Here is a 23,438-nt window from a genome sequence, read left to right as displayed (position 1 = left end):
TGCCGAGAGTTTCGCTCTCAGACGGGAGTCTCGGTCCTCGTTCTCGCAACTTTGGCCGAAATTTGCTACAGTCTTTTGTGAAATAACAAATCTTTTAGTATCTGGTACAGCACGTATGACGTGATGTCAGGGAATCCAGGCGATAATCAGGGCGGACAAGGCGGACAACCACAGGGTGGCCAGCCCCAGGGCGGGCAGCCACCACAAGGTGGGCAACCACAGGGTGGGCAACCGCCACAGAACGGCCAGCCACCGCAGGGCGGGCAGCCACCACAGGGCGGCCAACCGCAGGGCCGTGCACGCGGTGGCCAGTCCTTTGCCGATCAGAATCAGGTTCTCATCGACTGGACGAAGTTCATGTCGATTCTGTTCGCCATCGCCGGTGCAGGCGTCGGGCTCTTTTTCGTCATCTCGGATGCGCTCGATTCGCCAATTGTGGACGCTAGTGGCGGTCTCGGTGCGGGACTTACGTCGTTTTTCTTCTCGTTTTTCTTCCTGATTCCGTTCTTCGTGATGATCATCATCGGGCCGCTTGTCGGAGCCGGTCTGGCGAGTCGCCTGCAGGAGCCACAGCAGGAAATATTCAAGATTTCCGCAGCGTCGTTCGCTGCTGGGACGGCCATTGTCGGACTTCTCTCGGCGTTTCTCGTCTCGACGACACTCGAAGGACCCTCGCTCGAATTCGGCGGACTGTTGATCAACACTATCCTCGGTGCTCTGTTCGCTGGCGGCGTCTCGGCGGGCGGGGCGTGGACGATGCTGAATCAGTCTCCCAAATAGCGACGAAAGGAAACGCCTTTTAGCGCGGTGCAGTTATGTCCGGTTGCTTGGGCCGGTAGCTCAGTTTGGCAGAGCGACGGACTCTTAATCCGTCGGTCGCGTGTTCAAATCGCGCCCGGCCCGTTTTCCTGCGAATAACTGTGAGCAGTGAAAACGCCACGGCGGGATTTGAAGTAGGTCGAGGTTCTGCGCGAAGCGCAGGTTCTCGGACGTAGTTCATAATCGCGCCCGGTGAAACGGCTCCCTTCGGTCGCCGTATGCTGGCCCGAACTGCGTCGGCTCCAATCCCTTAACCGTTTCCTCGAACAGAATTTTTCGTCAATCGCTGTCAGCCCCGCGACTCTGTGCGCCGAGATAGAGCCCGACGATGCCGAAAAGCGTCGAGATAACCGCCATCGCAACTGGCCCGACGAGACTCGGACTCGCGCTGACGGTCACCTCGATTCCCTCCGGTTCTGCCGTCGTCGAGGTGCGAAAGAGGAAGGTCCCGAGCAGAGCGAGGGGAACGTAGCCGATCGGGACGCCGAGGCCGACGCGAAGGATATCGCGACTGACCGCGAGGTGTGCCGCTCGCGCGAGCGCGTATCCGCCTGCGGTCAACAAGAGCACCGGAATGAGCTGATACACCACGCTCGGGATCTGTGTCGAGGCAGTCGAGAGGATGTTGATCGACTCGGGCGCAGTCTGTGTCTGGGCGCCTGCCTGCCCGCCGCGGCTGGCGACCCGCGGTGTGATGACCGTGTCGGCGAAGTGTGCGTTGTAGAAGATCCAGCCGACGAACTCCATCGTCGTCGGTTCCGGTTGTGGAAATCCGACGAGTCCCGTTTGCTGGAAGACTCCCGTTTCGGCCACCGCAGCGTCAGTACTCGACTGCGCATCGAGACCACCGTCGATGAGCACGAACAGATACGTGAGAACGAATCCGAGCAGATAGCTTCCGCCGCCGACGAGAATCGCCCCGATGACGGGTGCATCCCGAACGTATTCGCGCACTCTCCCGACGGGGTCGCTGGCTTGCTCAGGCATACGTAGTCACTCACCGGATCAGCCTCAAAAGGATACTGTCTCGATCTGCCGTAATTTTGATTCCCGCCCCGACCAAACGTCGAGACGGCTTGTCATCCACAACCGTCTTCGCTGGGAGACCGACGAGCGGGCTGATCGACCGATGAGTGACGACCTGGGACGATCCCCGGCTACAGCCCTTCGATCAGCGCTGTTGTTGGTTGTCCACTCGAATCTGCTCATCTCGCTGTCGGCGACGAGCGTGGCTGTGAGTACGATCGTTCTCGCTGATCTCCCACTCGATCCAGTGCCGCTGTTTATCGTCTTCGCTGTCACGCTGTTCGTGTACTCGTTCAATCGGCTGACTGATCTTGCGGAAGACGAACAGAACGTTCCGAGGCGAGCATCCTTCGTCGAGCGATACGGGACGATGCTGTTCGCAGTGGGGGTGACGCTCTATCTGATCGCGACGGCGATTGCGATTCTCACGGGAATTCCGGGAGCACCGGCGATGATCGTCCCGCTCACTGTCGCAGTGCTGTACTCGGTCGTCGGCGTGAAACGGATTTTGATCGTCAAAAATCTCCTTGTCGGCCTCTCGTGGGGGATGATTCCACTGGGTGTCGGTGTCTACTACGAGCGGCTATTTACCGTCGATATTCTGTTCGTGTTCGCGTTCATCACCGCGGCGCTGACGATCGCGGCTGTCGTCTTCGACATCAAAGATATCGAGGGTGATCGGGCGGAAGGGATCCGTACCGTCCCGCTGGTCGTCGGGGTTAGACGCACGCGACAGGGCGCCGCCGCCGCCAGTGCAATTTTGGGACTGCTCGTCGCCGTCGCCGTACAACTCGGCGTCGTCGACTGGCAGTATCTCCTGCTCGTTCCGTTTACAGCGTACATGATCGGGTATAGCCTCACTGCCGAGGTGAACCGAACACCGCTGTTCTACGGCTTCGTCATCGACAGCGAGCACATCTTTCTCGCCGTTGCACTCCTCTGTAGCGAACTCATCGTGTGACCTCCCAAGGAGTGATCGGCACGGGCCGACCACTCCGAGCGCCGTCCATCCCGAAAATCTGTTCACCTCGTCGATACGAACTTTCTACATCCACGGGGCCGTATCGACAATCGATGGCACCGCCGGGGAACGACGAGCGTGACGACAGTTGGCATACAGACCACAGCGACTCCGAACAGCGACGGCTCGGCGCTGATCGGTCGACATCCGGAGAGTCAGACCGCCATTCGGATCCGGCAGCCGGCCTCAATGAAGGAGTCCGGCTGGCTCCCGAGGGCGAACCGCGTTCGACGGGGTTGAACGAGAAACCGCCGCGACAGGGCCGGCAGCGAACCACTAGAACGGATCGGCCGACAGGTGATCAGCAGCCGGGTACTTCCTCGCCGGGTTCGCCGACCCACCCGGAAGCGTTTCGGCGAACTCGCGGTTCAGAGCCGAGCGATCCGGTTCAGGCCTCGTTCACTGGACGGGTCGATCTTTACGAGATCGCCAGTTGGGAGGTACGCTCGCCGCTGGATCGGTTCGCTGTTCGGATCACGAACGCTCTCGAAACGAGCAAACGGTTGTTGTTGCTCAGTATCGCAATCACGCTGTTTGTCTTCCAATTCGTCATCGCCGGCGCTCTGGTTTTCGAACAGCCGATCCTCGGCGCACTGGCCGTCGCCTCGACACTGCCTGCGCTGGGGCTTGCCGGTTACTTCTGGTACGGCGACCCGACAACACGGGAGCCGTTGATCGGACTCGCAGTGACGTTTCTGCTCGCGGTTGGCTTCGCGAGCGTCGCAGGAATCGTCAATACCGTCGTTCAGCCGTTCTTTCAGCTGTTCGGCGTCGTCGGCATCACACTGTTTTATTTTCTGATCGTCGGCCCGATCGAAGAGACGGTGAAGTGGCTGGCTGTCCGCGTCTACGCGTTCCGGACTGACGCCTTTCGCACCGTCGTCGACGGTGTCGTCTACGGCGCGATGGCCGGCGTTGGCTTCGCTGCGATCGAAAACCTCCTCTACATCCTGATGTTCTCTGTCGAGATGACCACGGCAGGCCTCGCTGTCCAGCAGGGGCAAGCGATCGAAATTGCCACCCAGCGCGCGTTCGTCGGCCCGGGTCACGTGATCTTCTCGGCGTGGGCTGGCTTCTATCTCGGGCTGGCAAAATTCAATCACGGGAAGCGCGGGCCTATCGTCGTCAAGGGGCTTATGATCGCGGCGTTTATCCACGCATTGTACAACACCCTCGTCACGACGCTTCCGCTCTCGCTGATTACGTTCATCGGCTTCCTCGTTGTCTACCACGGATTCTGGTTCACCATCCTCTACCGGAAGATTCGCTCGTACCGCTCGCTGTACCAACGCCGGGAGTATCACCACGGCCGTCCGCCGAACTGACGCTTCACCCCTGCTCTTTCTGGCTGCCAGTGTTGACCAACTCGTCAGCACATCGTCTCAATATCGCTGAAATGTAGAAACTCTATCAAACAGTCTTTGAGTTTACTATCTCTATTCGATATCAATAATGATATCGCAATAATTGGAATATGGCCATACGTATGGCTATACTACGTATAAACTATATATATGTTGTAGTATACGTAGAACAAGCTAACGAATATTTAATTATTGTAGAGTATGTCGGTTACTAACAAGTCTGGTAAAAGAAACAGTAAATTAGTTTCAAATGATGTAGTTTTAAATACCATTAGATTGTTGTGGAGAGTGTGGGGTAGACACATGGGTGCTCACAAGCGAACGACTTCCAGACGCACGTATAATTTCACAAACGCGGCGAGAATACTCGCGGTTGCGCTGTTTCTGATCGCTGTTGCAGTCGTCGGTGTCGGAATGGCACCGGCTGCAGCGGCCGACGATACGTCTACAGACGAGTTCAGTACAGAAACGACCGCTTCCTCGACGTTTTTCTTCGACGACGACGCGGATTTCGTCGTCGAGGCTGAAGATGCAACAGTAGAGAGTGAGTCAGAAACGACCGTCGATGTCGAAATCGAGCCGACTGATCGTTCCGGGTTCGGCTATTTTGTTCCCCGTAACGAGAAGATCAACTGGTTCGTTCTCACCGTCGAATACGACGACGAGGCGCTCGACTTCGAGGGCGTTGCTGGCTCCCAGGTCGGCGATGTCGAGGTAACCGAAGACAAGCCCGGACGGCTCACCATCGAGAACGGGTACGACTTCGGTGACTTCTTCCTCGACCCCGACGAAGCACCGGCGACGCTGGCCGAACTCGAGTTCTCCGCCAGTAGTGGCTCCGATGCCGAAGTGGCAGTCACTCCGAGCGAGGACTCGAACGTTGGTTGGGGTCCGTCTTTCCTGAAAGATATTTCGGCGTTCCAGCACGACGTTGATTACGAATCCGGCACCATCGACGTCATCGGTAGCGGTGACGGCGATGACGGCGACGATGGCGACGATGGCGATGGTGGACAGCAGCAGTCGACGCTGTCGGCCACGAACACTGGCGGGTTCATCTCCTTCGGTACCGACTCCGAGGACGCCGCACGCTCGGACGGTATCGAGTTCCCCGCAGAGGGAATCCAGATCGACGCCAAGATCAACGACGACGGCACCTGGGAATCCACGAACGTCGAGTTCCCGACGGTCACGACCTCCGGAATCGAAGCCGAGGTTACCGCCGTCGACGGACTCGAAGGTGAAATCGACCAGGACGGTAACTTCATGACCGCCGAGGGGACGCTCGAAGTCAACGTTCTCGGTGACACCTTCCAGTTCGATATCGCGACGACGACCGAAGACAGTGGTGCGCTGAGCGGTTCGGCAGACCTCAGCGCTGACGGCGGTACGGCCACGCTGGTCGACAACGAGTACATCGTCGACGACTCGACGGGCAACCTGCTCGTCGACAGCCAACTCGGCCTGCCGATCGAAGAGCCAGGGCAGAACTGGCTCGAACTGCCGCTCGATATTAGTATCGAACAGGCCGACGACGGTGGCGACGAGCCCGAAACGGGCACGCTCGAAGTGAGCGTGACCGACCAGAACGGCGATGCCATCGAAGGCGCGAGCGTGAGCGGTGACGGCATCGACGCGACGACTGACGCGAACGGCCAGATCAGCACCGATGTCGAACCCGGCACGTACGACCTGACGGTCGAAGCCGAGGGCGAGAGCGCTTCCCTGACTGCGGAGGTCCAGGCTGGCGAGACGACCAGCGAAAGCGTCCAGATCGAACTGCCGCCGGAGACGGGCACGCTCGACGTGAGCGTTTCCGACCAGAACGGCAACGCACTCGAGGGTGCGACCGTCACGGTCGATGGGCAGACTGCACAGACCGACGCAAGCGGCGTCGCAACCTTCAGCGACCTCGAAGTCGGCGAGTACGACGTGACTGTCGAAGCCGACGGCGAGAGCACGACCACGCAGGCGACCGTCGAGGCCGACTCGACGACGACAGCCGACCTAACGCTCGAACTGCCGCCGGAGACAGGCACGCTCGAAGTGAACATCTCCGATCAGAACGATAACGCGCTCGACGGGACCGTTACGGTCGGCGACCAGTCCGCGGAGACGGACAACGGCCTCGCGACCCTCGAACTCGCTCCCGGCGAGTACGAGGCGACTATCGAGGCTGCTGGTGAGACCATCACGCGAACGGTCACGATCGAAGCCGATGCGACGACGACTGAGAGCATCACGATCGAGGTCCAGAGCATCGACGTCGATAGCTTTACGGCCACCAGCACTGGCGGGTTCATCTCCTTCGACGAGGCCAGCCTCGACGACGCAATCGCCGAAGGACTCGCCTTCCCGGATGGCTCCGGAGACAGCGATCCGATCGTCATCGAAGCAGAGGTCAATGACGACGGGACGTGGGAATCGACGAAAGTCGACTTCCCGGTTCTGAACACCGCCGAAGACGGCAGCGGCTTCGACGCGCAGGCGACCGCGCCGAACGGACTCAGCGGTGAGTTCGATCCGGCCAGCGGCGTCGCCACGGCCGAAGGGACGCTGCAGATCGAACTCCTGCTCAACGGCGAAACGTTCAGCTTCGATGTCGCCATGACGACCGGCGCCAGTAACGGTGAAGCGACTGACGACGGACTCGAGGGCGAGTTTGATGTCAGCGAGGACGGCGGCACGCTGACCTTCGTCGACAACGAGTACACGGTGCCGACCACGACTGACAGTCCGCTTCTGAACCAGCAACTCGGCCTGCCGATCGAAGAGCCGGGTCTCGCGTGGCTCGAACTGCCACTCGATGTCGACTTCGACTCGAACCAGCAGCCACAGACTGGCACGCTCGAAGTGAGTGCGACCGACCAGGACGGAAACGCGATCGACGGTGCAACGGTCACCGTCGACGGCCAGTCTGCACAGACTGATGCAAACGGCGTTGCGACCTTCGAGGAACTTGCCGCCGGCGACTACGACGTGACTGTCGAAGCCGACGGTGAGAGCGCAACCACCTCCGCAACCGTCGAAGCAGGTTCGACCACGACGGCAGACGTGACGGTCGAACTGCCGCCGGAGACAGGTGCACTCGAAGTGAGTGCCACTGACCAAGACGGCAACGCCATCGAAGGTGCGACCGTCACGGTCGATGGGCAGACTGCACAGACCGACGCAAGCGGCGTCGCAACCTTCAGCGGCCTCGAAACCGGCACGTACGACGTGACCGTCGAAGCAGAGGACGAGAGTGCGACCACGCAGGCGACCGTCGAGGCCGATTCGACTGTCAGCGCCTCCGTGTCACTCGAACTGCCGCCGGAGACGGGCGCACTCGAAGTGAGTGCCACTGACCAAGACGGCAACGCCATCGAAGGTGCGACCGTCACGGTCGATGGGCAGACTGCACAGACCGACGCAAGCGGCGTCGCAACCTTCAGCGGCCTCGAAACCGGCACGTACGACGTGAGTGTCGACGCCGAGGGCAAGACGACGACGGGATCGGCGACTATCGAGGCTGATTCGACCACCGAACTGTCGCTGTCCCTCGATCTGGTCGAATCGTACAGCTTCACGGCGACGAGCACCGGCGGATTCATCTCCTTCGACGAGACGACTATCGACGATGCTCGTGCGAACGGGATCAGCTTCCCCGACGGCTCCGGCGACAAGAGTCCGATCGTCATCGAAGGTGAGGCCGAGGGCGGTCAGTGGGAATCGACGAAAGTCGACTTCCCGACGCTGACGACCTCCAGCGGCTTCGACGCCGAGGCGACTGCCCCGAACGGGCTGCAGGGCGAGATCGACCGTGAGAACAACGTGATGACCGCAGAGGGGACGCTCAACGTCACCCTGGCGCTAACCGGTGACTCCTTCCAGTTCGATGTCAAACTTGTCACCGAACTCAGCGACGGTGCGGCGAGCGAAGACGGCCTCCAGGGTAGTGCGGACTTCGAGAACAACCAGGCCACGCTCGTCGACAACGAGTACACAGTGCCGGAGAAAAGCGGCAACCCGCTGCTGGACGACCAGCTCGGACTCCCGCTCGAAGATCCTGGCCTCGCTTGGCTCGAACTCCCCTTCGAGTTCGAGTTTAGCGACCAGTAAGTCCTCCAGCCGGACCACACTTCTTTTTTAGACGAGCCGTCGGAGCTGTCTCTCGAAGCAGTCGGCGAATTCGATCGCGGCAGCGTCGTCAAGCGCGGTGTACATGTGCCGGAAGACGATCTGCATTGTCCCGCCGGCAGTCACGACACCGATACTCACTGGTGTCGGTTGCCACGAAGGTGGCGAGAACCAAAGCGTCGGCTCCGCTTCGCCGATTCCGGAAAGCTCCGGCACTCGGCCGAGATTCGAGAGCATCACCGTATCAACCAGACTCTCGCCCGGGCCACGCAACAGTTCGGGCGAGCGACGTTTGATGCCGACTGGCGTCACGTTCGGAACGAGGTTGAGCGATTCGAGAAGCGCTGCCGCCCGCTGTTCCTGTTTGATCGTGGTCGTCTGTGAGCGCACCGCCTCGACGGCCGATTGCGGATCGTCGCGGTGTGTCGGTCGTGTGACGATGCTCTCGAAGAGCGCGTACATACCGAACACGTCGTAAAACCACTCCTCGGGGCGAAGGTTGACCGGCATCAGGAGACTGATCTTGCCCGCGGGGTCACCGTGGTCGCTGTTCCAGATATCGACCGCCAGATGGACCGCTGTCAGGAGCATGTCGTTGATTGAGGTGTCGGCAGGCCGATTCTCGACCACGCTCTCGAAGAGCGTCTCGTCGAGTTGCCGGTGGACGAATCCCCAGCCCGACTGCCCTGTGGTAGAGTCACTCGCCAGCCGAGACGGCCGGTCGAGTAGCTTTCCGAGATGGCTCGTCGCGGCACCGAGCAACTGGACGCGATCGGACAGTCCCGAGGGGCGAATCTCCTCGACTAACTGGCGGGACTCTGCCAGCGGAATGCCTTCGGCTGCGGGCTTCTCGCCACGGTAGGCCCGACAGATCGTTCGGAGCAGTCGAAGCGTCGCGACTCCGTCCGCCGGCGTGTGACTGACCGACAGACAGAGGCGGTCGCCGTCGTCGATCCCCTTACCTCGGAGGACGAGAACGCGAAACGGTGGCTCTTCTTCGAGATCGAACGACTCGGCGTAGAACTCGCTCCGTGCCGCCGATACCGATGAGCTGTCGGTTCGTTCGGTTATCGATCCTGCGTCGGGAACGTCCGGAATCTCCCAGACGTAATCGGTGTCGAGCGTGCTCGCGGGACACTTTTGTGCTCGCGCGAGGGGGTGGATCGCACAGGCCGTGCGCACGGCGGACTCGAGCCGGTCGATGCTGATCGGTTCGCTCGTTTCGAGTTCGAGTTGGATGTTCCACGGTGTGAACGTCTGCTCGATGTTGTACACGGCCTCTTCGAGAACAGTGAACGGGACAGTCCGGGACATGATCGGCTCGATTACTGTCTAGTCAACAGAGACGAACATAACGCCTGCCGTGTGTATAGGAGTCCCTTTAGGAGCCGAGGAGGTCGTCAAGTTTGTCGAGATACTCCTCGCGGGGCACCTGATAGAGTGCTCTGTAATCGAGTGCTCCGCTTGCAAACTGCTCGGCGAGTCGTCTCGCGCCCGCTTCGGCGGCCTCGCGTCCGTCGTAGGAGTCGTCGTCCGTCGACACGTCCGGTTCGAGAAACAACTGGACGTACCACGGCGCGTCGGGGGCTGGGGTGTTCCGGCCCGGTTTGCGACTCGGCCGGCCCTGTCGGATGTGAATCGTCGGCAGGCAAGGGGCCGGATAGGCGTCCGTATTGAACACGTCTGGTCTGTACGTGAGAATGATCTTCCGAGGCTCTTCGTTCCAGACCGTCCATCCCTCGGGTAACTCCTCGAATCCCATATGTCCCGTTCGAGCCCTACCGGCATGTGGCTTTTTCACCCGAGTCGATATAAAAACCCAAATCGACATTTGGGGCGGCCAGTCTCCGCCGACCGGCTCTCGTCACGGGGTTTCTGTGTGTCTCGGCCCCGGTGCTGTTCCCCGATAACTCCGGGACGGCATACAGATTTATATGCGCAGAGCACTCGTATAATAAATAGTATCGGTAGTCATCCACACACAATCATACCCCAATACTGATTGTTAGCTGACAACCGCATGGTATGGAAACACATGTCGAAACCACGTGAATCACTGCCACCTGTCGGCTGCGCGCCCCAGCATCCACCGTTCAGATCGGCGGTCGTTGGTAGCGAGCGGACCACCCGCTTCGCCGTGCCGGCTGATCGCCAGCAAACTACCTTCAGGACCCACCATGAGTAAACACAACACGCTCGAATCACTGAGCCAGGAGTACCGCGATACCATCCCAAGTGACCTGCGTCGGACCCACCCGTTCGACTGGTATCTCGACGAACTGCAGGAAGATCCGAAAATCGCCCGTAGTGCCCACCAGCGGATCGCGGATATGTTCGATTTCTACGGGACCGAGTACGACGAGGACAAAGGCGTCGTCGAGTACAAACTCGCCTCCGAGGATCCGCTCGACGACGGGGAGAACACCTTCTACGGTCGCGTGATTCACGAAGCGATCCACGAGTTCGTCAACAAGGTCAAATCAGGCGCTCGCGGACTCGGCCCCGAGCGCCGTATTCTGTTGTTGCTCGGTCCGGTCGGTTCCGGGAAGTCCGACTTCGACTCGCAGGTCCGGAAGTACTTCGAGGACTACACGACCCGCGACGACGGTCGGATGTACACCTTCCGCTGGACGAATCTCTGTGATATCATCGACGACCAGGACCCCGGCGACGACGTGGTCCGTTCGCCGATGAATCAGGATCCCATCGTTCTCCTCCCCGAAAAGCAGCGCCAGTCGGTCATCACGGAGATGAACGAGAACCTTGACGCGCCGTATACCATCCGCAACGAGCAGGCGCTGGACCCGGCCAGTGAGTTCTACATGGACAGACTGCTCGCCCACTACGACGACGACCTGCAGTCTGTGCTCGAAAACCACATTGAGATCGTTCGCCTGCTCGCCGACGAGAACAAGCGACAGGGCATCGAGACCTTCGAGCCCAAAGACAAGAAAAACCAGGACGAGACCGAACTTACCGGCGATGTCAACTACTCGAAAATCGCGGTCTACGGGGAGTCCGATCCGCGTGCCTTCGACTACTCGGGTGCGTTCTGTAATGCCAACCGGGGCGTGTTCTCTGGTGAGGAGTTACTAAAACTGCAACGGGAGTTTCTCTACGACTTCTTGCACGCCACCCAGGAGCAGACGATCAAGCCGAAGAACAACCCCCGGATCGACATCGATCAGGTGATCGTCGGCCGGACGAACATGCCCGAATACCGCGACAAGAAAGGCGACGAGAAGATGGAGGCGTTCAACGACCGGACCAAGCGGATCGACTTCCCGTACGTCCTCTCCTACGATAACGAGGCCGAAATCTACCGGAAGATGCTCCGAAACGCCGACTTGCCGGATATTCAGGTCGAGCCACACACCCTCGAAATGGCGGGGCTGTTCGGCGTGCTCACCCGGATCGAAGAACCCGACACCAGTAGTATCGACCTCGTCCAGAAGGCCAAAGCCTACAACGGCGAAATCGACGAGACCGACGACATCGACGTGAAGAAACTGCAAGAAGAGGCCGCCGAGAAGGTCGAGATCGGAGAGGGGATGACCGGCGTCTCCCCGCGCTTTGTCGGCGACGAGATCGCCGAGGCGATCATGGACTCGATGCACCGCAGTCGGAACTTCCTCTCGCCGTTGACGACGTTCAACCATCTCGAAGACAACCTCGAAAACCACGGCTCGATCTCCGACGAGATGTTCGAGACCTACTACCGCTATCTCGAACTCGTCCGCGAGGAGTACAAGGAGCGGGCCATCGAGGATGTCCGGCACGCGCTGGCGTACGACTTAGACGAGATCCAGCGCCAGGGCGAGAAGTACATGGACCACGTCATGGCCTACATCGACGACGACACCGTCGAAGATGAGATCACGGGCCGCGAGCAGGAACCGGACGAGCAGTTCCTCCGCTCGGTCGAGGAGAAACTGAATCTCCCCGAGGACCGCAAGGACGACTTCCGTCAGGAGGTCGCCAACTGGGTCTCACGCCGTGCTCGCGAAGGGGAGACCTTCGATCCGCAGGACAACGACCGCCTGCGCCGCGCGCTAGAGCGAAAACTCTGGGAGGACAAGAAACACAACATCAACTTCTCGGCGCTGGTCTCCAGCGGTGAGATGGACGACGACGAGCGCAACCAGTGGATCGACGCGCTCATGGAGCAGGGCTACTCCGAGGAAGGAGCCAAGGAAGTGCTCGAATTCGCCGGCGCCGAGGTCGCAAAGAGTGAAATGGAGGAGTAAGCCGTGAGTTCCGAGGATTACATCGAGGCGGCCAACCGGGAACTCGACGAGGCCTACCAGCGCCCGATGAGCCTCGACGAGTACGTCGAGCATCTGCTCAACCATCCCCAGCAAGCCGCCCACGCATCGAAGTATCTGCTCAACGCCATCGAGCACGCAGGTACCCGAACGGTCATCGAGGAAGGCGAAGAAAAGGAGCGGTATCGCTTCTTCGACGACCCGTGGAACGACGGCGAGCACGCGATTCTCGGCAACACCGAGGTGCTCAACCGCTTCGTCGACGACCTGCGATCGATTGCCGCGGGCCGGGGGAAAGACGAGAAGATCCTCTGGCTCGACGGCCCGACGGCGACGGGCAAATCCGAACTCAAGCGCTGTCTGATCAACGGCCTCCGGGAGTACTCGAAAACCGAGGCCGGCCGGCGGTACACGATGGAATGGAACATCGCCGGCGTCAGCGACCAACCCGGCCTGACCTACGGTGACGAAGTCTCCGCCGACGAGGACGACTGGTACGAGAGCCCGGTCCAGTCACACCCCCTCTCCGTGTTCCCCGAGGACGTTCGAGCGGAACTGCTCGCCGAACTCAACGAGCGACTGGACGACCACATCCCGGTCCGGATGGAGGCGGAGATGGATCCGTTCTGCCGGGAGGCCTACGACTACCTCGAAGAGCAGTATCGCCGCGACGGCGTCGGCGACCTGTTCTCCGCAGTGACGAGCCCGAACCACCTCCGGATCAAGAACTTCGTCGTCGACGTGGGCCACGGCATCGGCGTCCTCCACAGCGAAGACGACGGCTCGCCGAAAGAGCGACTGGTCGGCTCGTGGATGCACGGAATGCTACGAGAATTGGACTCGCGGGGCCGAAAGAACCCGCAGGCGTTCTCCTTCGACGGCGTCCTCTCGCAGGGCAACGGCCTCGTGACCATCGTCGAGGACGCCGCCCAGCACGCCGACCTGCTCCAGAAGCTGCTCAACGTTCCCGACGAGAGCCGCGTCAAACTCGACAAGGGGATCGGGATGGATGTCGACACGCAGTTGATCGTCATCTCGAATCCCGACCTGGAGGACCAACTGAATCAGCACGCCGACCGCAACGGAACCGACCCGCTGAAGGCGCTGAAACGGCGGCTGGACAAACACCAGTTCACCTACCTGACAAACCTCTCTTTGGAGGCCGAACTACTGCGCCGGGAACTCACAGAGGAGACGACCGTCTGGGACGCAAACAGTTGGGATCAACTGGAGGAGTGGATCCGCGAACCGATTACGATCAGTGTCCGGGACAGCAGCGGGGCAGTGACCGAGCGCGAACTCGCACCCCACGCCATCGAGGGGGCGGCGCTGTACGCCGTCGTCTCGCGGCTGGACGCGTCGGATCTCCCCGAGGACCTCGATCTGACCGACAAAGCGCTGTTGTTCGACCGCGGTTATCTCCGGGACGGCGACGAGCGCATCGAGATCGAAGAGTTCGAGTTCAGCGACGAGGCCAGCGACGGCAAACACGGCATCCCGGTCACCTACACCCGGGATATCATCGCGGACCTGCTGCACGAAGAGTCAGATCGCTTCGACGAACATCTGCCGGTCGAGGAAGTGATCATGCCGCGGGATCTGATCAATGCGATGGCCGAACGACTCTCCGATGCGCCGGTATTCTCGAACACCGAGGCCACGGAGTTCGAGGACCGGGTCGCACCGGTGAAAAACTACATCTTCAGCCAGCAGGAGGAGGACGTACTGGATGCGATGATGCGGGACAAACGCGTCGACGAGCAAACCGTCGAGGAGTACGTCGAACACGTCTACGCGTGGGCCGAGGGCGAACGCATCGAGAACGACCGCGGCGAACTGGTCGAACCAGATCTGCTGAAGATGAAAGTCTTCGAGATCGAACATCTCGGGCGGTTCAACGAGGACAACTACACCGGCGACAAGCCCCACGAGGAGGTCCGTCTCTTCCGCAAGGAGAAGATCATCACGGCGCTGAACCGCCACGCGTGGCGTCACCGCGACGAGGAGTTCCGCGTCTCCGATGTCAATCCCAAAGAGATTCCCGTCATCAAGTCGGTGCTCGGCACCCACGACTGGGACGATATCAAGCGGACCTTCGAGGACTTCGATCCCCGGCAGTGGGACAACCCACCGAGTGGCACGGAGACGGCCGACATCAAACGTGAGACCATCCAGAACATGCAAGAACTCTTCGAGTACAGCGAGGCCTCGGCCGAGCTAACCAGCCGATACGTCATGAGCCAGGTGAGTTACAGATGGGACTGAGAGACGACCTCGAACGGTACAAAGAAGTCGGCGAGGACCGCCGGCAGGATCTCTCGGAGTTCATCCAGTACGGTGACCTCGGGCAGAGCAGACGCGACGAGGTCCGCATCCCGATCAAGATCATCGACCTCCCGGAGTTCGAGTACGACCAACGCGATATGGGCGGTGTCGGCCAGGGCGAAGACGGCACGCCGCAACCCGGCGACCCGGTCGGCGACCCCGAACCCGGCGACGAGGACGGCGAAGACGGCGACCCCGGCGAGGAAGGTGGCGAACACGAGTACTACGAGATGGATCCCGAGGAGTTCGCCGAGGAACTCGACGAGCAGTTGGGGCTGGATCTCGACCCGAAAGGGAAGAAAGTCATCGAGGAGAAAGAGGGCGATTACACCGACCTCACGCGAACCGGCCCGACCGGAACGCTGGATTTCGAGCGACTGTTCAAGAAAGGCCTGAAGCGCAAACTCGCGATGGACTTCGACCGTGATTACGTCCGTGCAGCCCTCAAAATCGACGGCTGGGGGCCCGCCAGGGTCTTCGAGTGGGCCCGAAATCAGGAGAATTTCCCCGTCTCGCGGGCGTGGATCGACAACGCCTACGAGGAGTTGTCCCGCGAGGAACGCGGGACTTACGACGACCTGGAGGAGATGGAAACGGATGTCGAGCGGACGAGCACCGCCCAGCGAATCCGCCGGGAGGGTATCGACGAGGTACCATTCCGCCGGGAGGACGAACGCTACCGCTACCCCGAGATCATCGAAGAACGCGAGAAGAACGTCGTCGTGGTGAACATCCGGGACGTCTCCGGCAGCATGCGCCAGAAGAAACGCGAACTCGTCGAGAGAACGTTCACCCCGCTCGATTGGTACCTCCAAGGGAAATACGACAACGCGGAGTTCGTCTACATCGCCCACGACGCCGACGCGTGGGAGGTCGAACGCGACGACTTCTTCGGCATCCGATCCGGCGGTGGCACCCGCATTTCGAGTGCGTACGAACTCGCGAAGGAGCGACTGGACGAGGAGTACCCCTTCAGCGACTGGAACCGCTACGTCTTCGCGGCGGGTGACTCCGAGAACTCCTCGAACGACACCGAGGACAAGGTGATCCCGCTGATGGAGGAAATCGACGCCAACCTGCACGCCTACGTCGAAACCCAGCCCTCGGGCAACGCGATCAACGCGACCCACGCCGAGGAGGTCCAACAGCACTTCACAGGCAGCGACGACGTGGCGGTCGCGTACGTCTCCAGTCCGGACGACGTGACCGACGCGATCTACGAGATTCTCAGCACTGAGGACAACGATGGAGGAGAGCAATGAGTGACACCAACGACAGTCCGATCACCGCACCGGAAGACATCGAGATGCAACGCGAGGCTGACCGCCTCGAAGAGCCGGTCCGGGAAGCGGCCGAACTGGCAAAGAAGGTCGGTCTCGACCCCTACCCGGTCAACTACTGGATCGTCGACTACGACGAGATGAACGAACTGATCGCCTATGGAGGGTTCCAGCAGCGGTATCCCCACTGGCGGTGGGGGATGACCTACGACCGCCAGCAGAAGCAGGGCCAGTTCCTCGGCGGCAAGGCCTTCGAGATCGTCAACAATGACAACCCCGCCCACGCCTTCCTCCAGATCTCGAACGCCCTGGCCGACCAGAAGGCGGTCATCACCCACGTCGAGGCTCACTCCGATTTCTTCGCGAACAACGAGTGGTTCGGGATGTTCACCGACAATCCCGACGCGGCCGCCCGCCTCGCCCGTCACGGCGAGACGATCCGGGAGTATATGCAGGATCCCGACATCGAACGCGCCGAGGTTGAGAAGTGGATCGACCACGTCCTCTGTCTGGAGGACAACATCGACCAGCATCAGCCGTACGCTCCGCTCGATCTGGACGAGGACGCCCCGGATATCGACACCGAGGAACTCTCCGACGAACTCGGTGATCTGCAACTCTCCGAGGAAGTCCGCCAGGAAGTCTTCGACGACGAGTGGCTCGAAGCCCGACGGGAGGACGACGACGCGAGCACCTTCCCGGAGGAACCCCAGCGAGACATTCTTGCCTTCCTGCGAAAACACGGGCGGCGGTACGACCGCGACGCCGAGAAAGCCGTCGAGATGGAAGACTGGCAGAAAGATATCCTCGAAATCCTGCGGACGGAAGCGTACTACTTCGCGCCCCAGAAGATGACGAAGGTGATGAACGAGGGCTGGGCCAGTTACTACGAGTCGCTGATGATGGCCGACGAAAACTTCGCGGACGGCAACGAGTTCATCACCTACGCCGATCACATGTCGAAAGTGCTCGGATCGGGCGGACTGAACCCCTACAGCCTGGGGCTGCAACTCTGGAAGTTCGTCGAGAACACCGCCAACCGCCGCCACGTCGTCGAGGAACTGCTCTGCATCGAGGGCATCTCCTGGCGGAACTTCCACGACACTGTCGACTTCGAGGCAGTCCTTTCCGCGCTCGAACCCGACCCGATGGTCGCCTGTATCGATCCGGACCACCTGGATGGCATCGATCCCGAGGATCCGCGGATCGACGCCGAGGCACTCGAAGCGGCCCGGGCGGGTGAGGCCGACCTCGACAAGTATCCGTGGAAGGTTCTCACCTACGAGGGTATGGCGGAGCGACACTACTCGCTGACCAAACCGCAGAATCGCGGGTTCGTCTCTCGGATCTCGATGGAGGAGTTAGAGCAGATCTCCCGATACATGTTCGACGACTCGAAATACGACAGCATCGAGGAGGCGCTGTCGAACGTCGACTATACCGTTGGTTGGGACCGGATGCGGGAGATCCGCGAGAGTCACAACGACGTGACCTTCCTCGACGAGTTCCTCACCCAGGAGTTCGTCGACGAACACAACTACTTCACCTACGAGTACATGCAGTCCTCGGGTGATTACCGGGCTACGTCGACGGACTATCGGGACGTGAAAAAGAAGCTGATGCTGCAGTTCACCAACTTCGGGAAGCCGACAATCGTGGTTTCGGACGGCAACTACCGCAACCGCAACGAACTGCTCTTGGAACACCGATACAACGGCGTGGCACTGGATCTGGAGCAGGCCAAGGATACCCTCGAACGGATCTTCGAGCTCTGGGGTCGGCCGGTTGCTCTGCGGAGCATCGTCAAAGAATACGACGACCACGATCTAGAAGTCGCCCGGCGACGGGACCGCGAACCCGAGCCCAAAGAGCAAGGCCTGGAGATTCGGTACAACGGCAAGGAGTTCCGGCAGGAGGACCTCGAATGGACCGAGGTCGAACACCTCGCGGCTACCGATATCGATTACGACACCAAGCCCGAGGAGTGGCTAGCCTGACTGGCTAGCCCGACCCGAACTGTCTTTTTTGTCGTCTTCGTTGCACCCAGTATGGAATCGTTCGAGGTCAGCACAGCGGAGCGACTCTCCGTGATCGACATCACAGAGCGCGTCAGCGAGGCGATTCCGGACGACGCCGACGGGACGGTGACGGTATTCGTCGAGCACACGACGGCCGGCGTGACCGTCAACGAGGCCGAATCGCGGTTGCTCGAAGACTTCGAATCGGCGCTGTCGGATCTCGTCGACGATTCCGGCTGGAAACACGATCAGATCGATGATAACGCCGACTCACACATCCGCTCGTTGCTCGTCGGCCCCGACGTGACGATTCCGGTCGTCGACGGGTCGCCCCAACTCGGGCGGTGGCAGTCGGTGTTGTTCGTGGAGTGTGACGGCCCGCGGCGTCGGACCGTCAGGGTCGTGGGCTGATACTGGTGGCTGTACGAAACTGAAGAATTTCGACGCCACGTGGAGTCGAATATCTCTACGAATTTACAGCCACCAGTATGACCGCGGGGAACCGAACTGCTCATTTATTCGGACCGCCAATACAGGGTAATGGTAGAGCCACCGACACCCAGTCTTCTCGACTACGCGGCAGGGCTCTCTGCCGTTGCCCTTCTCGTGTTCGCCTACGTGATCTACCCGAATACGATCGTCCAGTATAGTGCGTGGCTCGTCATTTTCACCATCTGGATGGCGTGGTTCGTCTACTACGGCACCAAGTGGATGTACGGCGTCGAAGGTGACCCCTCCTGACGCAGTCGCTACCCATATACCGACCGGGTCCGTACTCCGGGTATGTCCGGGCTCCTCTCACGATATCGGTACGACTTCGCAGTCGTTCTGGTCTCGCTCGCCCTCATCTTTTTCGCGTACGTCGTCTATCCAACCGAACTCGCCCGTGTCGCAGCGTGGGCGACGATCTTTTTCATACAGGTCTGCTGGGTGGGCTACGTCGCCTACCGGTGGACGTGGGACGAACAACCGCAGGTCGCGGAGTGAGCCGCTCACTCTTCCAGCATCGAATCGACGCTGACGCTCTCGGCGAGCAGTTCGGCCATTCGCTCGACTGCCTCCGGCGTTCGGGTCCGTCCGGAGCCGAGTACTGACTCCGTTCGATCGATCGTCGTCCGCGTATCTGACTGGACGAGGACGATCGGCACGCCCTCGCTCGTCGCCTTTCCGAGCACGGCCTGCGACGGGCGGTGGCCGCCGGTCAGGATCATGCAGCCGATTCCGCTGGCCTGCAGGGCTGCGGTCTGGATATCCGAGCGGTCACCACCGGTGATGAGCGCCGCGTTCCGGGTCCGACGCAGCCGTGACAGCGCGCTCGATCCGCTCATCGCGCCGACGAGAAACCGCTCGATTCGGCCGTCGGTCGAGACGTCTGGCGTCAACAGTTCTCCGCCGATCCCGTCGAGCAGATCGGCGACAGTGACGCCGCCGAGCTGTTCGTCGTGCGGAAGCGCCCCGTAGCTGTGAATCCCTCTCCCATCCAGAAACGCCATCGCGTCCTCGACGAGTTCGTCGTATCGATCCGGCGAGACGTCGTTGAACAACACGCCGGCGAATCTGTCGCCGAACTCCTTTTTCACCGCGAGCACTTCGTCGACGTCGCCGGCTTCGGTGTACTCACTGACCAGGATCACTTCGGCGTCGAGCAACTCCGCGATATCGGCGTCGGTCAGTTCGATACTGCCGCCCGTCCAGTGGAACTTCGAGCCTTCGAGCAACATGAGATCGACGCCCTCCGCGACTGTCTCGAAGTTCTCCTCGATGTCTGCGCGCAACTGCTCCGGGTCGGCGCGGCCTCGGATCGCTTCCTGGACGAAGGTTGGCGAGTAGACGACGGGTTCGAGTTGGTGCATGCCCGCATCGAGGTCGAGTAGTTCGCGGGCGAGCATCGGATCCTCGTCGCGTGTCTTCCCGACGACGCTTTCGAGATTCGTTCCCTTCGGCTTCATGTAGCCGACCGTCAGTCCGCGCTTTTGTGCCAGTCGCCCGAGTGCGACCGTAATCGCTGTCTTTCCTGTACCTCCCGTGGTCGAGGTGACGAGTACTGTTTTCATAGTTCCTCCTGATCGAGTGTGAGCCGCAGATCGACCGCAATCGCTCCGTCAGGCTGTGCGACGACGGGGTTGATGTCCAGTTCCGAAATCGCCGGGAAATCTGTCACGAGCTGTGAAACCCGCTGAATCGTCTCGACGAGTGCCCCCTTGTCTGCCGGCGTTCGCCCCCGAGCACCGGACAGAAGCGGCGCTGATTTGATCTCGTCGAGCATTTCGCTGGCCTCGGGTTCGGCGACCGGCGCGACCCGGAAAGCCGTGTCTTCCATCACCTCGACGAAGATTCCCCCGAGTCCGAACATGACCAGCGGGCCGAACTGCGGATCTCTGGAGACGCCGATGATCGTCTCGGTACCCTCGTCGAGATCGACCATCTCCTGAATCTGGACGCCGACGATCGAGCCATCCGGCTGGTAGTTGCGCGCCCGGACGATGATATCCTCGTAGGTGTCCCGGACTGCATCCTGAGAAACGCCGACTTCGACGCCGCCGATATCGGATTTGTGGCTGATGTCGGGGCTGACAATCTTCATAACGACATCGCCGTCGATTTCGCTTGCAACGCGCTCGGCGTCGCCGGGGCTGTCGACGACTTCTCCCTGTGGCGTCGAGATGCCGTAGGCATCGAGCAAGTCCATCGATTCGACCCCGAGTTGTGTCCGTCCGCGGTCGGCCGCGGATTCGAGAACCGCTCGCGCTCGCTGGTGGTCGACATCGAAGGTCGTCGGCTCGACCCGCTCTTGGGTGCGAATGGTGGCGTACTCCTGTAGCGCGTCCAGACTCCGGACCGCTCGCGCGGGGTCGAAGTAGGTCGGAATGCCCGCCTCCCGAAGTCGCCCGGCGGCCGTCTCGGTTCCCGAACCGCCCATCAGCGTCGCGGCGATTGGGGTGCCGTACTCCTCTTGTAACCGGACCGTCTCCGCAGCCAGATCGTCGAAGGTTAGCGTCGCCGTCGGGCAGGCGAGCACGACCGCCATGCCGACTTCCGGATCCGCGAGCGCGATTTCGATCGCGTCGGCGAATCGGTCAACATCAGCGTCGCCGATCACGTCGATCGGATTGAAGATGTTCGCTCCGTCGGGCAACGCTTCCGAGAGATCGTCGAGTGTTTCGTCTTCGAAGTCCGCGAGTTGAATGTCGGCGTCGCCGACGGCATCGGTCGTCATCACCCCGGGACCGCCAGCATTGGTGATAATCGCAACGCCGTCGCCTTCCGGGAGCGGCTGGCCGTCGAGAATCGACGCGAAATCGAACAACTCCTGGACGGAGTGGGCCCGGAGGACCCCCGCCTGCCGGAGTCCGGCCTCGTAGGCCGCCTCGCTACCGGCGATGGCACCGGTGTGGGAGGCGGCGGCCGACGCGCCGGCTTCCGTTCGACCCGACTTCACCGCCACGATCGGTGTCTCGCGGGTCACCTCGCGAGCGGCGTCGATGAACTCCCGGCCGTCGGCTACGTCTTCGAGATAGCCGAGGATGACATCGGTCTCGGGGTCGTTGCCCCACTGGCGGACGAAATCTGACTCGTCCAGGACGGCCTTGTTCCCCAGCGAGACGATATCTCTGAACCCGATTTCCTGATCGACGGCCCAATCCAGCACCGCGGTGATAAAGGCTCCTGACTGGCTCATAAACGAGATGCTGCCCGGCGTCGCCATTCGGGGACCGAACGTCGCGTTCATGCCGACGCCGGTGGACATCACGCCCAGCGAGTTCGGGCCGACGACGTTGAGGTCGTACTCTGTCGCGACTTCGACGAGTTCCGCCTCCCGCGCCGAACCCTCGCTGCCGGCCTCGCTGAATCCGGCGGTAATGACGACGACGTTCTCGATTCCAGCCTCGGCGGCGTCACGGACGACGTCGACCGCGATGTGTGCGGGGACGACGACGATTGCGACATCGATCTCCTCGATGGCGGTGAGGCTGTCGTAACAGTCCAATCCGAGCACGGTCTCTTGGTTGGGATTGACGGCGACGGTCTCTCCCTCGAACTCCGCGAGCAGATTGCTGGTTATCGCGTGACCAACTGTGCCTTGCTCGTCGGAGGCGCCAACGACTGCAACCCGCTGTGGAGCAAAGAGCGTGGATAGCTCACCCATCAGTGTTCCCTTCGCCTGCGGTCGGATTATAGGTTCGCCTCATTCTCGCTGGCCGAGTCTCGTCGTGCGGATCTGACATGGCATTCTATCGATAGGTAGATGTGCACGCACACCAAGCACGGATATGTTTGGATTCGACCGTCCACCCGAGGAGCAAGCGAAGGTGGCCGACGAGGACTGTTCCGAGATGACGGTACTGGTGACCGGTTCGACCAGCGGCATCGGCCGGGTCACGGCGTGTTCGCTGGGCCGACTCGGCGCCCACGTGATCGTTCACGGCCGCAACGCCGAGGCCGGCGGAGCAGTTGTCGACCAAATCGAGGACAGCGACGGGACAGCCGAGTTCGTTCGCGCCGACTTCGCGGATCCCGAGGAGGTGTCGGCGCTGGCCGAACACGTCCACGACTCGGTCGAGACGCTCGATGTGCTCTGTAACAACGCCGGTGGGCTCTTCGAGACGACCGAACCGACGGCGCTGGGCGTCGATCCTGCCTTCCATATCAACCATCTCGCGCCGTATCAGCTCACGGTAGAATTGCTCGACAGCTTCGATTCGGGCAGCCGGGTCGTCACCACCTCCTCCATCGCTCACCGCGGGACGACGCTGAATCTCGACGAACTGCTGGATCTGACGGGGCTGTCGACGGTCGCCGCCTACTGTCGCTCGAAGCTCGCGAACATCCAGTTCGCGAACGAACTCGGCCGACGGCTGGCCGCTGCGGATCGGGACGTGACCTCGACCTCCTTCCATCCGGGCGTGATTCCCGGCAGCGAGTTCGGCCGTGCCTTCCCCGGTTTCAGCACGGAACTGTGGCAACTGTTCGACCAGTCGCCGTTTACCGAGTCCGTCGAGGAGGGCGCGTCGACACTCGTCTATCTCACCGTATCACCGGAGGTTGCCGACACGACCGGCGCGTACTTCGCTCGGCGTCGAGAGATCAAAGCGTCGCCGGCCGCCCGCGACCGCGAGTCCCAGCGCAGGCTCTGGGAGCGAAGCGCGGAGATTCTAGATAACGAGGAACCGCTGGCCGAATTCGCCGAATAAACGAACTGC

General features: G+C 61.1%; 17 protein-coding genes and 1 tRNA gene. 13 read left to right on the top strand and 5 right to left on the bottom strand.

Annotation, left to right across the window (positions count from 1 at the left end):
- Window positions 1–123: 123 nt before the first annotated feature.
- Complete coding sequence (locus V8P86_RS05320; protein WP_336326198.1) at window positions 124–780, top strand: hypothetical protein; 657 nt, start codon at window positions 124–126, stop codon at window positions 778–780.
- Between the two features lie 49 nt (window positions 781–829).
- Window positions 830–903, top strand: a tRNA-Lys gene (locus V8P86_RS05315).
- Between the two features lie 195 nt (window positions 904–1,098).
- Here V8P86_RS05315 and V8P86_RS05310 read toward each other — a convergent pair.
- A complete protein-coding gene (locus V8P86_RS05310; RefSeq protein WP_336326197.1) occupies window positions 1,099–1,806 on the bottom strand; it encodes a DUF7978 family protein in 708 nt (235 codons plus the stop codon).
- A gap of 142 nt (window positions 1,807–1,948) precedes the next feature.
- On the opposite strand from V8P86_RS05310, the gene V8P86_RS05305 reads away from it, so the two are divergent.
- From V8P86_RS05305 to V8P86_RS05295, 3 genes are all read left to right on the top strand, one after another.
- Entirely contained in the window at window positions 1,949–2,806 is an 858-nt protein-coding gene (locus V8P86_RS05305; protein WP_336326196.1) for a UbiA family prenyltransferase, read from the top strand.
- A 113-nt stretch (window positions 2,807–2,919) separates the two neighbouring features.
- Window positions 2,920–4,191 (top strand): PrsW family intramembrane metalloprotease, encoded by a 1,272-nt coding sequence (locus V8P86_RS05300; RefSeq protein ID WP_336326195.1) that lies wholly within the window; start codon window positions 2,920–2,922, stop codon window positions 4,189–4,191.
- Between the two features lie 453 nt (window positions 4,192–4,644).
- Window positions 4,645–8,331: a carboxypeptidase regulatory-like domain-containing protein gene (locus V8P86_RS05295; RefSeq protein ID WP_336326194.1), complete on the top strand. Its 3,687-nt coding sequence runs from the start codon at window positions 4,645–4,647 to the stop codon at window positions 8,329–8,331.
- A gap of 27 nt (window positions 8,332–8,358) precedes the next feature.
- Here the strand turns inward: V8P86_RS05295 and V8P86_RS05290 are convergent, their stop codons facing one another.
- Together V8P86_RS05290 and V8P86_RS05285 are read right to left on the bottom strand one after the other, a co-directional pair.
- Window positions 8,359–9,663, bottom strand: a complete 1,305-nt coding sequence (locus V8P86_RS05290; RefSeq protein ID WP_336326193.1) for a hypothetical protein — start codon at window positions 9,661–9,663, stop codon at window positions 8,359–8,361.
- Between the two features lie 67 nt (window positions 9,664–9,730).
- Window positions 9,731–10,111 (bottom strand): DUF5820 family protein, encoded by a 381-nt coding sequence (locus V8P86_RS05285; RefSeq protein WP_336326192.1) that lies wholly within the window; start codon window positions 10,109–10,111, stop codon window positions 9,731–9,733.
- A 415-nt stretch (window positions 10,112–10,526) separates the two neighbouring features.
- On the opposite strand from V8P86_RS05285, the gene V8P86_RS05280 reads away from it, so the two are divergent.
- The 7 genes from V8P86_RS05280 to V8P86_RS05250 all read left to right on the top strand — a co-directional run bounded on the left by V8P86_RS05280 (window position 10,527) and on the right by V8P86_RS05250 (window position 19,224).
- Window positions 10,527–12,596, top strand: coding sequence for a PrkA family serine protein kinase (locus V8P86_RS05280; protein WP_336326191.1), 2,070 nt, complete (start codon window positions 10,527–10,529; stop codon window positions 12,594–12,596).
- 3 nt (window positions 12,597–12,599) lie between these two features.
- On the top strand, window positions 12,600–14,879 hold the full coding sequence (locus V8P86_RS05275; protein WP_336326190.1) for a PrkA family serine protein kinase: 2,280 nt from the start codon (window positions 12,600–12,602) through the stop codon (window positions 14,877–14,879).
- Entirely contained in the window at window positions 14,870–16,201 is a 1,332-nt protein-coding gene (locus V8P86_RS05270) for a YeaH/YhbH family protein (protein ID WP_336326189.1), read from the top strand. The genes V8P86_RS05275 and V8P86_RS05270 overlap by 10 nt, the downstream gene beginning before the upstream one ends.
- The gene (locus V8P86_RS05265; RefSeq protein ID WP_442909352.1) at window positions 16,198–18,216 is read left to right on the top strand and encodes a SpoVR family protein; all 2,019 of its coding nucleotides are present in this window, start codon (window positions 16,198–16,200) and stop codon (window positions 18,214–18,216) included. The genes V8P86_RS05270 and V8P86_RS05265 overlap by 4 nt, the downstream gene beginning before the upstream one ends.
- 51 nt (window positions 18,217–18,267) lie before the next feature.
- Entirely contained in the window at window positions 18,268–18,648 is a 381-nt protein-coding gene (locus V8P86_RS05260; protein ID WP_336326188.1) for a secondary thiamine-phosphate synthase enzyme YjbQ, read from the top strand.
- 129 nt (window positions 18,649–18,777) lie between these two features.
- Complete coding sequence (locus V8P86_RS05255) at window positions 18,778–18,978, top strand: hypothetical protein (protein WP_336326187.1); 201 nt, start codon at window positions 18,778–18,780, stop codon at window positions 18,976–18,978.
- Window positions 18,979–19,020: 42 nt separating this feature from the next.
- Window positions 19,021–19,224 carry a hypothetical protein gene (locus tag V8P86_RS05250; RefSeq protein WP_336326186.1) on the top strand — a complete coding sequence of 68 codons (204 nt, stop codon included), beginning with the start codon at window positions 19,021–19,023 and terminating at the stop codon, window positions 19,222–19,224.
- Between the two features lie 5 nt (window positions 19,225–19,229).
- On the opposite strand, the gene V8P86_RS05245 is transcribed toward V8P86_RS05250, so the two are convergent.
- Window positions 19,230–20,291, bottom strand: a complete 1,062-nt coding sequence (locus V8P86_RS05245) for a phosphotransacetylase family protein (RefSeq protein WP_336326185.1) — start codon at window positions 20,289–20,291, stop codon at window positions 19,230–19,232.
- Window positions 20,288–22,384, bottom strand: coding sequence for an acetate--CoA ligase family protein (locus V8P86_RS05240; RefSeq protein ID WP_336326184.1), 2,097 nt, complete (start codon window positions 22,382–22,384; stop codon window positions 20,288–20,290). Before V8P86_RS05240 ends, V8P86_RS05245 begins: the two co-directional genes overlap by 4 nt.
- A gap of 124 nt (window positions 22,385–22,508) precedes the next feature.
- On the opposite strand from V8P86_RS05240, the gene V8P86_RS05235 reads away from it, so the two are divergent.
- Entirely contained in the window at window positions 22,509–23,429 is a 921-nt protein-coding gene (locus tag V8P86_RS05235; protein WP_336326183.1) for an SDR family NAD(P)-dependent oxidoreductase, read from the top strand.
- Window positions 23,430–23,438: the final 9 nt, after the last annotated feature.

The organism is Halovenus anhuiensis, assembly GCF_037080055.1.
In the GTDB taxonomy this organism is placed as follows: domain Archaea; phylum Halobacteriota; class Halobacteria; order Halobacteriales; family Haloarculaceae; genus Halovenus.
Note: the sequence above shows the minus strand (reverse complement) of the source record. Positions and strands in the feature narration are given on the sequence as shown.

What these genes read in the sequence shown, in the direction of transcription:
- V8P86_RS05320 (WP_336326198.1), top strand. Translation starts at nt 124, where the DNA reads ATGTCAGGGAATCCAGGCGATAATCAGGGCGGACAAGGCGGACAACCA.
- V8P86_RS05310 (WP_336326197.1), bottom strand. Translation starts at nt 1,806, where the DNA reads ATGCCTGAGCAAGCCAGCGACCCCGTCGGGAGAGTGCGCGAATACGTT.
- V8P86_RS05305 (WP_336326196.1), top strand. Translation starts at nt 1,949, where the DNA reads ATGAGTGACGACCTGGGACGATCCCCGGCTACAGCCCTTCGATCAGCG.
- V8P86_RS05300 (WP_336326195.1), top strand. Translation starts at nt 2,920, where the DNA reads ATGGCACCGCCGGGGAACGACGAGCGTGACGACAGTTGGCATACAGAC.
- V8P86_RS05295 (WP_336326194.1), top strand. Translation starts at nt 4,645, where the DNA reads ATGGCACCGGCTGCAGCGGCCGACGATACGTCTACAGACGAGTTCAGT.
- V8P86_RS05290 (WP_336326193.1), bottom strand. Translation starts at nt 9,663, where the DNA reads ATGTCCCGGACTGTCCCGTTCACTGTTCTCGAAGAGGCCGTGTACAAC.
- V8P86_RS05285 (WP_336326192.1), bottom strand. Translation starts at nt 10,111, where the DNA reads ATGGGATTCGAGGAGTTACCCGAGGGATGGACGGTCTGGAACGAAGAG.
- V8P86_RS05280 (WP_336326191.1), top strand. Translation starts at nt 10,527, where the DNA reads ATGAGTAAACACAACACGCTCGAATCACTGAGCCAGGAGTACCGCGAT.
- V8P86_RS05270 (WP_336326189.1), top strand. Translation starts at nt 14,870, where the DNA reads ATGGGACTGAGAGACGACCTCGAACGGTACAAAGAAGTCGGCGAGGAC.
- V8P86_RS05265 (WP_442909352.1), top strand. Translation starts at nt 16,198, where the DNA reads ATGAGTGACACCAACGACAGTCCGATCACCGCACCGGAAGACATCGAG.
- V8P86_RS05260 (WP_336326188.1), top strand. Translation starts at nt 18,268, where the DNA reads ATGGAATCGTTCGAGGTCAGCACAGCGGAGCGACTCTCCGTGATCGAC.
- V8P86_RS05255 (WP_336326187.1), top strand. Translation starts at nt 18,778, where the DNA reads ATGGTAGAGCCACCGACACCCAGTCTTCTCGACTACGCGGCAGGGCTC.
- V8P86_RS05250 (WP_336326186.1), top strand. Translation starts at nt 19,021, where the DNA reads ATGTCCGGGCTCCTCTCACGATATCGGTACGACTTCGCAGTCGTTCTG.
- V8P86_RS05245 (WP_336326185.1), bottom strand. Translation starts at nt 20,291, where the DNA reads ATGAAAACAGTACTCGTCACCTCGACCACGGGAGGTACAGGAAAGACA.
- V8P86_RS05240 (WP_336326184.1), bottom strand. Translation starts at nt 22,384, where the DNA reads ATGGGTGAGCTATCCACGCTCTTTGCTCCACAGCGGGTTGCAGTCGTT.
- V8P86_RS05235 (WP_336326183.1), top strand. Translation starts at nt 22,509, where the DNA reads ATGTTTGGATTCGACCGTCCACCCGAGGAGCAAGCGAAGGTGGCCGAC.